This is a genomic window from Parablautia muri (assembly GCF_009917485.1).
Classification (GTDB): Bacteria; Bacillota; Clostridia; order Lachnospirales; family Lachnospiraceae; genus Suilimivivens; species Suilimivivens muri.
In genome coordinates, this window is the sequence record NZ_QZDT01000074.1 from 1 (window position 1) to 12,852 (window position 12,852).

Consider the following 12,852-nt stretch of genomic DNA (forward strand, 5'->3'; position numbering starts at 1 on the left):
GGCACAGTAATGTGCAGAGCTGACAGGTACTAATAGGCCGGAAGCTTAACCGAGAAGATGTGAGGATGTGGCCTTGGTGTTCGGTTTTGAGGGTATGGCCTTCAAAAGAAAGAAGAAGTGAAAAAGAAATAATCCTCGATAGCTCAATGGTAGAGCACTCGGCTGTTAACCGAGTTGTTGTAGGTTCGAGCCCTACTCGGGGAGTTAAGTGAATAAGGAATAGTGAAACCTGTAGACATGGCTGTTTACAGGTTTTTGCGTATATGGGAATAAAAATGCGGGGCATAAGATTGAAAATTAAAATTTTAATCGCGAGATTTGTGTCTGCGCGCTACTTGACACAACCTTGTCATGAGTAGAAATGGAGTAAATTATGATTAGACAAATATTTCAATATGTCAATTATAGCTTTAAGCGCAAGATGATAGTAGTTTTTTCTACTGTATTTGCACTGCTTTTGATATTTACATTTTGGATATTGTATCTTGTTGTCTCACAGGAATTTACAGATCGCATTATCAATGATATGCAGATGATTCTGGATACGGCACGGGATAACATTGATTATTATTTCAATGATATGAAGGCACCGTTGGTCACTATTGGGCGCAGCCCCACGGTGGCGGATCTGGTTTCCATGAAGGAAGAAGAAACGGTTTTTTCAGAGCGCTTGTCTAAAGAAAGAGAGCTTACGGATCTGATGAATAACTTTAATTCTTTTAAAACTTATATGGGCGACCTGATTGTTTTAGGGGAGAATGGATATATGAAAAACTTAATATCAGGTCTGAACACAGATTTTGTTCTTTCCTCAAAGGAATGGGCCATAGAATGCCATGATTTTTCTGAAAGAGGAATCCATTATTTTATGCCCCATGAAGTGGATTATTATAAACGAAATCCTTATCCATCGGCTGTATCTGCAATTTTTCCCATCTATAGAGGTCATGTGGCGGAGGGATATATCATGTGCGATATAAGCGCTCAGCGTATAGATGCGATTCTGGACAATTTCGATTTTGCTGATGGGACAAAGGTTTATCTGATGGATCAAAACGGCCAGAAAATATATCTTCACGGGGAGAGTACTATGGATAATACCCTTTCGGCCTACATGACAGAAACTATCTCCTGTGGTGCCAAGGGATCTTTTCAGGGCGGTGATGAGCTAATTACCTATACCACATTGCAGAGCAATGGCTGGAAAATTATCAGCATTTCTCCCTATTCCCAGATATTGTCATCTGTCCGTCCCATGCTGCAGATCTGTATGATCGCAGTGATGGTCAGCCTTATTTTATCTGTTATTGTTTCCGTTGCTCTGGTCAGATATATTGAAAAGCCATTAGATCAGCTGGTATCCAGGATTGGACAGGTGGAAAGTAATGATTTCAGACCTGCGTTCGAGAAAGGACAGCAGTATCATGAGGTCGCTGTGATTAGAAACCGGTTTGAACAAATGGTCAGCAGTATGAATGAATTGATCAATAAAAATTATCTTCTGGAACTGCGCAGGAAAGAAATGGAATACGATAACCTTTCGAATCAGATCAATCCTCACTTTCTATATAATGTATTACAGCTTATCCAGACAGAGGCTATCCTGGCAGAGAATGAACAGATAGAGGAAATTGTTGTGTCCTTAAGTTATTTGATGCGGTATGCATTAGACAACAGGGATAAGCTGGTCAGGTTAAGACAAGAATATGAGTATACAAAATATTTTCTGGAACTATATCATAAGCGATATGAAAAAATGTTTATTTATCGGATCAATATTCAGGAAGAACTGATGGAGAAAACTGTGCTTAAATTTATTCTCCAACCCCTGGTAGAAAATTGTATTAAACATGGATTTCGGGATAAAAAAGCAGGCGGACTTATTGAGATAACGGCTCAGGAAATAGAGGATGTCGTCCATATTACGGTATATGATAATGGATGCGGCATGTCCCACGGAAAATTGCAGGATATACGTACTCATATGGAACAGCCGGCTGTGGGCAGCTCAGTAGGGCTTGCAAATACGAATCAGCGTATCAAGCTGCAGTATGGAGAAGGGTATGGCCTTATGATTCACAGTGAAGAAGGGAAATTCACAAGGATTACGTGTACGTTTCCAAGTGAGGATTGGGGGAAATAGATTGAAGACACAAATTTGCAGGCTGGGAAGGGAGCATGGTTATTAAAATGTATCAGGTGATGATCGTTGATGATGAGCACAAAAATGTCCTTTTACTGCAAAAGGCGGTAGCGTGGGGTGAATACGGTTTCTGTGTCTGCGCCACAGCAGAGGATGGAAAAGAAGCCATGGAAAAATATCACCAGTTTTATCCGGATGTGATATTGGTGGATATTCGGATGCCCATAATGGATGGGCTGGAATTGATAAGAGAGCTGAGAAAGATTGATCAGAAGGTTATCCTGTTGGTGATCAGTGCGTATGATGATTTCAAATATGCACAGGCAGCGATATCTCTGGGAGTTTCCGGTTACATATTAAAGCCAGTCAATCGCAGAGAGCTTAAAGCTACTCTGCTTAAGATATATGATGAGCTGAAACAGTCGAAAGTAGACAGCGCCGCATTTTCGCAGCTGCAGATCACCATCCGATACCAAAAGGTGGGTGCACAGCTGCAGGAACTGCTTGGCTCTTTGGGAACTTACAAAGAATGTCGGGAATTATCCGCTCTTTTCCAATCCGGACGGGAATTTCGTATGGCTTATGTGCTGGATCAGGGATTTTCCTTTGAACGATTGGAACTACACTCGGTAATAGAAGACTTTTTTTGTTATAAACAAAATGAGAAGTCAGTAGGACTTTTTCCAGCTGTCCAAAGCAAGGAGATCGCAGACGGATTCAGCAAATATACAGATTGGGAAGGCTTAAACCTGATTTTATACTTGAGCCTGCCAATTTGTTCAAAAGAAGAACTTCCTATGCGTTATCGGCAGATGCAGGAATTAGCAAAATCCTGCTTCTATGTAGAAGGTTCTGCTATTTTGGAGGAGGGCCGGCAGACGGACAGACTGCTGAGAGATATCAGACAGATCGCTACGCCGGAACAGATTGAAAGGTTTGTTTTTGATGGACAGGTAAACCCTCTGATTCTGGCAGTGGAAGATGCATTTGCCGAAGCCAGAGAAAATGATGTAAATCCCGATATACTGCGGGAAAAAAGTATTTATTTTTTGATCCAGATCAAACAGGATCTGACTAAGGTATACGGAGAAGCCACGTTTTCTATTCTACGCCATATTGATTATCCCAAGATAGCATCATTTCATTATTACCAGCCCCTGAAATGCTTTCTGCAAAAGGTATTGTCCGACTGTGAAAGCCAGCTTCACGAGCTTTGGGCCGAGAAGGGAAAGAACAGCCTCATTTTCCGGGCGATTAGTTATACGGATAATAATTGCTATTCTCCGGATTTTATGGTACAGCAGGTGGCAAGTCATGTAGGGCTTAGTAAGAACTATTTTCTGACTATCTTCCGTCAGGAGATGGGGCAGCGCTTCTGGGATTATGTGACAGGATTAAGGATGGAAAGGGCAAAACAGCTTCTTCGGGAGACAGATAAAACTGTATATGAGATCAGTATTATGGTGGGATACGAGAGCGAATATCATTTTAGCCGCAAGTTTAAACAGATTATTGGGATGAAAGCAAGTGAATACCGGAGAAACACGGTTAATTCTGATAATTGAGCAAATTATTGTAGTTTTTGTCATTTTTTGCGCCGCACCTAAGAGATATACTAATCATGTAATTATTAGATCAGTAGTTAATAAAGAAAGGAATCAAAGGTATGAAACGTGTTATTGCAATGTCACTAGCCTCAGTCCTGACCCTGGGCCTTCTGGCAGGATGCGGCGGGAACTCCAAGGATAATGCTCCGGCAACAGATAGCGCAGAGACAGAAGAGGAAAGCACCGCGCCTGCAGACAGTGGGCAGACAGCGGCAGCAGATGATGGGAACACAGATGGAAAAACAGTGGTTACAAATCTTTCCTGGTTTGACACAGAATCTATGAAGGAGCTGAAGGAAGGATTTGAACAGGCCTATCCCCAGTACGAGATGGATCTTCAGTACGCGCCCCCCCTTCAGCAGTATATGGAAAAATATTCTGTTTTGCTGGCGGCGGATGAACTTACGGATCTTTATATCATGGGACCGGATACAAGAGAAGAGGTAATCGCATATCAATGTGCAGAAGATCTTTCCGATCTCCCTATCATGGATCGCATCAGTGATATCTGTAAAAGGACAAATGGAGACGCGCAGGGACATGTCTATGGACTTTCTTTGAACGCATGGATTCGCGGCATTTGTTACAACATTGATCTTTTTGAGCAGGCTGGAATTCAGGAATTTCCTAAAACATGGGATGAATTCGTAGATGTCTGTAAGACATTGCAGGATAATGGAATTCAGCCGCTGGTATGTGGAAAGGACGATCTTTTTGACTTTGCATGGGGACTTTATACTTCCACAGAAATTGTAAAGGATATGTATACCGATGATGCGATCAACAATGGCACATCCACATTTGCGGAAAAGTACTCGGAAACATTTAATGCATGGTATGACGGAATCGTTGAACCGGGATATCTGCCCCAGAGCTGCCTTGGACTTACAGGAGAACAGGCAACGGATATGTTTGTAAACGGACAGGCAGCTATGATATGGGAATATGTAGGAAATATGCCGGATTATAATGTGAAGAATCCTGACCTTAAATGGGATCTGAAACCCCTTCCGGGATTAAACGGGGAGAGCATGCTGCAGGGCTGCCCGGGTGTAGGATACTGTGTTGCAGTAAATGCAAAGAATAAGGAAGGCGCTTATGCATATCTGGACTATGTCTGCACGGAGGAAGGGCTGGAACAGTATCAGAAAGCAACCAATATGATTATGCTGGTAGATGGTGTGGATTATGAATTGATTCCGCAAATAGAGCAATACCGGCAGGATACGATTGATGGTAAATATTTCTGGCAGACAATGGTTTGGGAGCACCCGGCAGCAATCTTGCAGGCCTGGACAGTGGGCGTACAGGATGTGATGGCCGGAACACTAACGCCGGATGAAGCATTGGAGTCGTTTGACAGGCAGTTTGCAGAACTGAAGGCTGCTGAATGATAAAAAGAGTGCCGCAGGCAGTATCTGCAGGCAGACGAGAGATCGCATTCGCGATCTTTCGTTGCAATAGCACAGAAAATGCGGCATGGAGACAATTCGGGAACCTGCACTATAGAAAATGAACGGGATTGATATGGAAAGGTTCCCCTTAAATAGTGGGCCGCCTATAGGCGGCAGAATGGTGGTTATAATGAAGATAAAAAAGGAATTGCCCTATCTGCTTTTAATCCTCCCGGCCTTTATAACATATACAATATTGACTTTTATTCCTTTGGCTATGACATTCGGGCTGTCTCTTAGCAATTGGAACGGGTCGGTAATCAAAGATCTTAAGTTTGCAGGTTTGACGAATTATATGAGTGCCTTTTCGGATGTGAGGATGACCACAGCACTGAAAAATACATTATTTTATGCTGTAATGAATCCTGTCTGTGTGACCATCCTCGCTATCCCTCTGGCACTGGCTTTAAATTCCAGGATGCCCACAAGGAATTTCCAGCGTGCAGCATTTTTTTTCCCATCGGTTCCCAGTATTTTGATTTTGGGGTATCTTTGGTCTTATATAATGTCGCCTATGGAATTCGGTATTCTAAATAAATTTTTTGGACTTTTTGGCCTGGATGCGATACCCTGGCTCTCCAGCCCTAAGATGGCGATTTGGTCTGTTCTGATCGTCAGCGTCTGGTCTATGGTGGGCTGGCACGCCTGCATTTATATAGCACAGATGCAGGGAATTTCCAGTGATTTTTACGAGGCGGCTTCCATTGATGGTGCAAGCAAAGCACAGCAATTTTTCCGGATTACACTCCCACTGTTGCGTCCGGCAGTGGCGAGCAGTACGCTGCTTCTTCTGACCAGTGCCCTTAAGGTATACGAGCTTCCTTATGCCCTGACCAAGGGTGGTCCGGGAAGTGCAACGACCATGCTGACCCAGATTGTCATACAGACAGGCTTTATCAATAAGAAGTATGGCGCGGCAACGGCGATGTCGATTATATTCTGTGCAATAGTGGCGGCGATTGGATTTATACAATATAAAGTCACTCATAAGAAGGAGATATAAATTTGTGAAAAGAAAGAAAAAACTTAATTCAAGACCTCTTTCCAGCTACTTTTTTGAAATATTTATGCTCTGTGTTTGTGTCTTTTTCATGATACCATTTTATTATTTGGTAGTGAATACTTTCAAGACGGCGCAGGAAGCTACCAAGGCTCCTATGGCTTTACCCCGGACCTTATTTCTTGAAAATTATCAGCGGGCTTTTGAAGGAATGAATTTTCTGAACAGTCTGACCAATACGGTGATAATTACTGTCTGTTCGGTAACGCTGATCATTATATTTGGTTCTATGGCGGCTTATGCAATTGAGCGCAGACAAAATCGTGTGACAAAAGCCTGCTTTTACTATTTTCTGATTGGCTTTATGATTCCGGTCCAGTCTATTATCATACCGTTGTTCCTTGTGCTTCAGACGCTGCATCTGCAAAATTCGATTTGGGGGCTTATTGTGTTATATACCAGCTGGAGCAATTTTGCCATGTTTATGTATCGCGGGTTTCTGTCAGGAGTTCCTGTGGATTTGGAGGATGCGGCCAGAATAGACGGGGGAAGCGTATGGAAAACCTTCTGGCTGGTTGTTTTTCCACTGCTAAAACCTATTACGGTTACAATTATGATATTTGATGTGATGTGGATTTGGAATGACTTCCTGTATCCGTTTCTGTTCCTGAGCTCCAGTAAAAAAGGAACACTGGTAATGGAAGTATATAAGGGAGTTGGAGAGTTCACAAGTGACTGGGCACGGATGATGGCCACAATGGTGATTGTTCTGATACCAATTGTTATTTTTTATATTGCTATGCAGAAACATATTATAGCTGGTATTACCAGTGGTGCGGTAAAGGGGTAGACTTATGAAAAAAGAGATTCACGTTCGGATGATACAGGAACCATGCACTTACTATGCACATATTCCATTTTCGAATGTCCCCGCGTGGTTTGATACAACGCAACGGGCACTTGTACTAAACTTAATTCTCCCAAAAGAGCGTACATTAGGAAAGCGACCATTGCTGATATGGTTATGTGGAGGCGCTTTTTCTCAGATGAATGTAGATGTATGGATGGCGGAATTGGCGTTTTATGCCTATCAGGGGTTTGCCGTAGCCAGTGTAGAATATCGCGTGGGACCGGAAGCGCCATTTCCGGCAGCGCTTATTGATGTGAAAACTGCCATACGTTTCCTTAGAGCACACGCAGAAGAATATGGCCTGGATGAATCCAGGTTTGTGATCATGGGAGAATCAGCGGGAGGACAGTTAGCTTCGCTGGCAGGACTTACAATGGGAGAAAGAGAATTTGAGCAGGGAGAATATTTGGGGATATCTTCAGCCGTACAGGGAGTGATAGATCTTTATGGACCATCTGACATCCGTGAGTTTGACGACCCAACGCCCTGGCATCCTTTTTGGCTGAGACAATTTTGTTTGGGAAAAACGGAGGAGGAAACTGCTCTGCTAAGGTATAAGGCCAGTCCTGTTACCTATATCAGGAAGCACGCAGAGGAGGAAAAAATCCCATTTTTGATATTTCATGGAGATGCGGATCCTCTGGTTCCATTTTCTCAAAGCAGTGAATTTTATGAACAGCTGTGTGCAAATGGATATTCTGTGGATTTTATGGTTATTTCAGGCGGCGGGCACGGGAGTGGGGAATTCTACCAGCCGGTAATTAAGGAACAGATCGCAGAGTTCAGTCGAAGGCTATAACCGCCATAAAAGGAGCTTACTGTCAGGAGATGATAACGGCCTGGCTGCCGTAGTCATTTTCTGTCTGCGTTCAGATTGCTGTATGACAGCCTGTAAAATAGTATTTTGCAGACATAAAAAAGCCAGAAGGTGTAAAGTGGCCTGCACTTTATACTTTCTAACTTTGCACAAACTCAAACAACGTGTATCCTTTCGTTCTAGAATCGCACAAATTCAAAAACAATATGATTATAAGACAATATATTGTATTGAGCAAATTATAAATATCTATATATGGTGATTTGTGGGAGCTTATAATGAAGGGATTGAAACGATAAAAAGAGCCATCCGGAAAAACCGAGCGGCTCAAATGATTGATGGTCTAAAACTGTTCAGAAAAGGAGAGTTAACAGATATGCTCTGATATTCCCAAGGTACGATACAGCCAGAGCTGTAATTTCAATATTATAGTGATGCATTTGTATATTTTTTCTCTAATCTGTCGCAGACGGTGTTAAAGTCTTTTATTTTCCCTTCTTTTCCCTGTTTTAATCCATCTATTACAAGCTGACGCACTTCGGCCTTGTTGTTTCAGAATTTTCGTATAATCCGAGGCAGCCTAACCGCAACACTTATGATTGGGACCTCCTGTTTTAGGTCAAACAAGGTGGCCGTTCAAGTGCACACATGGCACGGTAGATAAGAACGATTTTGTTATCTGTATCCGGAGCAGGAGCTATAAGAAAGCAGTGGATGCCATTATGGAGATGCATGAAGCGAGCTAAACCGTAGTACATAGCTATTCTGTTTTCGGAATATCGGAGGAACGGCAACAACGGATCAGCGAGGGGGAGTATATACAGCTCGATCTCCAGAAAATTGACTCTATCAGATTGAAGGGAGTCACTAATAGCATTAGAATGGATGAGAACATATTTTACTCTCTTGACCAGGAGTATTTCAACTTCTGTAGGAGACTTGCGGATGAATTATATAAGGAAAAAGACGATTCAGAGGGAAAGCCAGATTTTAAAATATATGATATCCTTGGAGACAGTGATTTTCGTATGATTGCTCGTATGGTTCCACTGGGAAATCAGTAAGGGACTGACGAAGGTACGCATTGCGCTTGTAACCTATGTCATGGAGCAATTGTCGAAAGAGGACAAACATGAGAATGCGAAAGATTTGGTGGAAAGTTGGCAGAATGTGTATAAGCAGGCGGTCTTGAACAGTAATCCTTCCGAGCCAATGGTGCGAGATCTGATACTTAAGGCATTCAAATGCGGAGAAAAAGGCATTGCTGGGTGTATAGACGAAAATCAAATAATTTGGGCAATAGCCTATTCAAGTGCATTTTCAAATAGTATAATAAAAAATATTAAATTATATTCAACAAGCAGGCGCAAAAAGAAAAAGGGCTTAGTATAATAAGCCGCCTAAATGATGCAGTAATGGAATGGATAAGGAGGATTTACTTATGAAGATACTTTTTATTGGTGGAACAGGTACAATTAGTATGGCAATCTCAAAATTACTTTTGTCAGAGGGACATACACTGTACCTTCTGAACCGGGGCAATCATAACAGTGGTCTTTCGGGAGATATTGTGGAAATAAGGGTGGATATAAAGGATGAGGATGCTGTCAGAGCGGCCATTGGGGATTTGAAATTTGATGTGGTTGCAGATTTTATTGCATTTTCCCCTGTGGAGCTGGAGCGGGATTACAGGCTGTTTGGAGGACGGACAAAGCAGTTTATTTATATCAGCTCGGCATCAGCCTACCAAAAACCTCTCGCTCATTATTATATCAATGAAAGTACGCCTCTTGCCAATCCTTATTGGGAATATTCCCGGAATAAGATTGCAGGGGAAGAATATTTGATGAAGCTGTATCGCGAGGAAGGCTTTCCGATTACGATTGTGCGTCCTAGTCACACATATGATGAGCGCTCTGTCCCTCTTGGCATGCATGGAGAAAATGGCAGCTATTCCGTTATAAAGCGCATGCTTGAAGGAAAAAAGGTCATCATACATGGAGATGGTACATCTCTTTGGACGCTGACCCATAATTCTGATTTTGCCAAAGGATTTGCGGGTCTTGTGGGAAACATCCATGCCATTGGAGAAGCAGTGCAGATTACTTCTGATGAATCAGTTACGTGGAACCAGATTTATCAAATGATTGCAGATGCCATTGGGGTTGAACTGAATGCCATTCATGTAGCCTCTGAGTTTTTGGATGCCTGTGGTCCCTATGATTTTGCAGGAAGCTTGCTAGGGGATAAAGCCAATACCGTTGTATTTGATAATAGCAAGCTTAAAAGGCTTGTGCCCGGGTTTACCGCTAAGATTCGGGCTGATCAGGGAATCAGGGATACCGTAGCGTATGTGCTCTCCCATCCGGAATGTCAGAGGGAAGATCCTGACTTTGACAAGTGGTGTGATAAGGTGATAAATGGTGTGGAGACTATGACCAAGACAATTAGAGAAAGCTAAGTTTATAATGAAATGTAAAGCCTGTAGGCATGATTTGCTTACAGGCTTTTGCGTGACCGGAACCGTATGTGGTTTTAGACAGAGCTTATATTGGTTTTAAGGCAATGCGGGATCGGTGTTAAGGAATGTCTTTATTGTAAACTCATAACAAATATAAGTTGATAATTAAAAGGCAAATATGTATATTAGAATATAGAAAATTCGTAAAAGGAGGAATCAAGTTTGGAAGTAAACTTCTAAACTTTTTACTAGAGCAGTATCGCAAAATAGACTGGAATATATGGAGGTATAAACATGAGAAAGCAAAAAGTTTATCGACTGACCACTTGTGCATTGATGGCGGCCTTAATGTGTGTTCTTGGGCCTATGTCTATTCCGATTGGACCTATCCCAGTATCTTTTACAAATTTTGTCATTTTTCTTTCGGTATATTTCCTTGGGATGAGAGGAACTACCATAAGTTATATTGTTTATTTGTTATTGGGTGTGATGGGAATGCCTGTTTTTTCTGGCTATCAGGGAGGTTTGGGGAAATTAGCAGGGCCTACCGGGGGATATTTGGTGGGATTTATTCTTACAGCATTGATTTCTGGTTTTGTCATGGAATATTCTCATGCTCATACGCTCACCACTATTTTGGGAATGATGGTGTCTATGGTATTTGCCTATTTTGTGGGGACAGCGTGGTTTGTTTTGGAAATGCAGTGTAAAGTATGGTATGCTTTAACGAGCTGTGTCTTTCCCTTTGTCCTTGGTGATATTATTAAAATTTTGGTTGCAACTGCATTAGGTAAAATAATTCGCAATGCATTAGTAAAAGCAAGCTTGCTGCCAGCACGTAATAAAGAGGATTATTCTTAGGGTTAATTTTAATATAAAGTATACAATACATGATGATTATGCAATAATGACAATGGTAGAAGCCGGCGAAAAACGGAGGGAGAAAGGCATGTGGATTTTATTTGCGTTTGCCGCAGCATTGTTTGCAGGAATAACATCAATTCTAGCTAAATGTGGAATTAAGAATACGGATTCCGATCTTGTGACGGCATTACGTACGATTGTAGTTTTGGTCTTTTCCTGGCTTATGGCATTTACCACCGGCGGCATTGTATCTATGGACTGTATTGATGCTAAAACAATGTTTTTTTTGATTTTGTCCGGTTTGGCAACAGGGGCCTCCTGGCTTTGCTATTTTAAGGCGTTACAGTTGGGGGATGTTAATAAAGTAACACCTATAGATAAATCAAGCACAATCCTTACCATGCTGATGGCCTTTTTATTTTTAAAGGAAGAAATCACTGTTACGAAAGTGGTGTCTATGATTTTCTTATCTATAGGTACCTATCTTATGATTCAGCAAAAGGCAGTGGAGCAGCAAAAGGAGAAGCATAGTTGGCTTTTATATGCTTGCGGTTCAGCAGTATTTGCCAGCTTGACCTCAGTTCTTGGGAAAGTGGGTATTATGAATATAGATTCTAACTTAGGCACGGCTATTCGGACATTTGTGGTATTGACCATGGCGTGGTTAATTGTTTTAGTCAAGGGAAAACAAGATGGCGTGAGAAGTATTGACAGAAAAAGCTGGCTGTTTATCGGATTGTCAGGATGCACAACGGGTGGGTCGTGGCTTTGCTATTATCGGGCTCTGCAGACAGGACCGGCAAGTGTTATTGTGCCGATTGATAAATTAAGTATTTTGGTAACGGTGGTATTTGCCAGAATCGTTTTTGATGAAAGGCTAAGCCCCAAGGCAGTCATAGGGCTGATAATGCTGGTTGGAGGTACGCTTATGCTGTTATTATAGTTCGTGATGATTTATAAATTTTCCTCTTGCCAAATGAACCTGATTATGATAAAATGGTTTTCATCAGGTTGCCAGTCGGCAGGAAAGCTGTCCTTTTAGGGATGTGAAAAGGGAGAAAGAATAAGGCTCCGTGGTCAAGCGGTTAAGACATCGCCCTTTCACGGCGGTAACACGGGTTCGATTCCCGTCGGAGTCATAAAATATGGTAAGTCACAGAAAATGAATTGACTGTGAGCCATTAATTTGATATATTACTATATATGGCGCAGTAGCCAAGTGGTAAGGCAATGGTCTGCAACACCAGTATCCACCGGTTCAAATCCGGTCTGCGCCTCTCAGAAAACCTCGAAAAATGTTGATTTTTCGGGGTTTTTGCTTTGGGGTGAATTTTTGGCTTGACACTTTTAGACCTTTGTCTCTGGTCAATTTTACCCACATTTTTTCATATTTCTTAAATTTTCAATGCTTCGTTTAAAACCGTTTAAAATCGAATAAAATCGGTTCATAAGGTGGTCACGGTAGTGCCCTTTGGTTACTCATTTAGCATATCTACCAAATTGAGATGGTCAAGTTTTTTTGTAACACTTACAAGGAAAAGTTTTGACATAATCATGCCTGCATTCTCTTTTCAAATGGTGTCATATATCCATTTG

At 41.8% G+C, this 12,852-nt stretch carries 9 protein-coding genes and 3 tRNA genes; all 12 read left to right on the forward strand.

Translation table 11 applies throughout. The annotated features are described in order from the left end of the window. Window positions 1-132 precede the first annotated feature (132 nt). The 12 genes from D5281_RS22345 to D5281_RS22400 all read left to right on the forward strand — a co-directional run bounded on the left by D5281_RS22345 (window position 133) and on the right by D5281_RS22400 (window position 12,533). A tRNA-Asn gene (locus tag D5281_RS22345) sits at window positions 133-204 on the forward strand. 169 nt (window positions 205-373) lie between these two features. Continuing rightward, the gene (locus D5281_RS22350) at window positions 374-2,143 is read left to right on the forward strand and encodes a cache domain-containing sensor histidine kinase (RefSeq protein ID WP_160562161.1); all 1,770 of its coding nucleotides are present in this window, start codon (window positions 374-376) and stop codon (window positions 2,141-2,143) included. A 35-nt stretch (window positions 2,144-2,178) separates the two neighbouring features. Beyond that, the gene (locus D5281_RS22355) at window positions 2,179-3,708 is read left to right on the forward strand and encodes a response regulator transcription factor (protein ID WP_160562162.1); all 1,530 of its coding nucleotides are present in this window, start codon (window positions 2,179-2,181) and stop codon (window positions 3,706-3,708) included. Window positions 3,709-3,809: 101 nt separating this feature from the next. Further along, the gene (locus D5281_RS22360) at window positions 3,810-5,144 is read left to right on the forward strand and encodes an ABC transporter substrate-binding protein (RefSeq protein ID WP_160562163.1); all 1,335 of its coding nucleotides are present in this window, start codon (window positions 3,810-3,812) and stop codon (window positions 5,142-5,144) included. 190 nt (window positions 5,145-5,334) lie between these two features. Beyond that, the gene (locus tag D5281_RS22365; protein ID WP_160562164.1) at window positions 5,335-6,207 is read left to right on the forward strand and encodes a carbohydrate ABC transporter permease; all 873 of its coding nucleotides are present in this window, start codon (window positions 5,335-5,337) and stop codon (window positions 6,205-6,207) included. A gap of 4 nt (window positions 6,208-6,211) precedes the next feature. Beyond that, a complete protein-coding gene (locus D5281_RS22370) occupies window positions 6,212-7,054 on the forward strand; it encodes a carbohydrate ABC transporter permease (RefSeq protein ID WP_330585251.1) in 843 nt (280 codons plus the stop codon). Between the two features lie 4 nt (window positions 7,055-7,058). After that, window positions 7,059-7,913, forward strand: a complete 855-nt coding sequence (locus D5281_RS22375; RefSeq protein ID WP_160562165.1) for an alpha/beta hydrolase fold domain-containing protein — start codon at window positions 7,059-7,061, stop codon at window positions 7,911-7,913. A gap of 1,459 nt (window positions 7,914-9,372) precedes the next feature. Next, window positions 9,373-10,392: an SDR family oxidoreductase gene (locus D5281_RS22380; RefSeq protein WP_160562166.1), complete on the forward strand. Its 1,020-nt coding sequence runs from the start codon at window positions 9,373-9,375 to the stop codon at window positions 10,390-10,392. Between the two features lie 294 nt (window positions 10,393-10,686). Then, entirely contained in the window at window positions 10,687-11,253 is a 567-nt protein-coding gene (locus D5281_RS22385) for a biotin transporter BioY (protein WP_160562167.1), read from the forward strand. An 88-nt stretch (window positions 11,254-11,341) separates the two neighbouring features. After that, complete coding sequence (locus D5281_RS22390; RefSeq protein ID WP_160562168.1) at window positions 11,342-12,199, forward strand: EamA family transporter; 858 nt, start codon at window positions 11,342-11,344, stop codon at window positions 12,197-12,199. A 124-nt stretch (window positions 12,200-12,323) separates the two neighbouring features. Further along, window positions 12,324-12,395: transfer RNA gene (locus tag D5281_RS22395), tRNA-Glu, on the forward strand. Window positions 12,396-12,461: 66 nt separating this feature from the next. After that, window positions 12,462-12,533, forward strand: a tRNA-Cys gene (locus tag D5281_RS22400). The last annotated feature ends 319 nt before the right edge of the window (window positions 12,534-12,852 follow it).

Coding starts and splice junctions, on each gene's coding strand:
- D5281_RS22390 (WP_160562168.1), top strand. CDS start 11,342: ATGTGGATTTTATTTGCGTTTGCCGCAGCATTGTTTGCAGGAATAACA.
- D5281_RS22380 (WP_160562166.1), top strand. CDS start 9,373: ATGAAGATACTTTTTATTGGTGGAACAGGTACAATTAGTATGGCAATC.
- D5281_RS22375 (WP_160562165.1), top strand. CDS start 7,059: ATGAAAAAAGAGATTCACGTTCGGATGATACAGGAACCATGCACTTAC.
- D5281_RS22360 (WP_160562163.1), top strand. CDS start 3,810: ATGAAACGTGTTATTGCAATGTCACTAGCCTCAGTCCTGACCCTGGGC.
- D5281_RS22350 (WP_160562161.1), top strand. CDS start 374: ATGATTAGACAAATATTTCAATATGTCAATTATAGCTTTAAGCGCAAG.
- D5281_RS22385 (WP_160562167.1), top strand. CDS start 10,687: ATGAGAAAGCAAAAAGTTTATCGACTGACCACTTGTGCATTGATGGCG.
- D5281_RS22365 (WP_160562164.1), top strand. CDS start 5,335: ATGAAGATAAAAAAGGAATTGCCCTATCTGCTTTTAATCCTCCCGGCC.
- D5281_RS22355 (WP_160562162.1), top strand. CDS start 2,179: ATGGTTATTAAAATGTATCAGGTGATGATCGTTGATGATGAGCACAAA.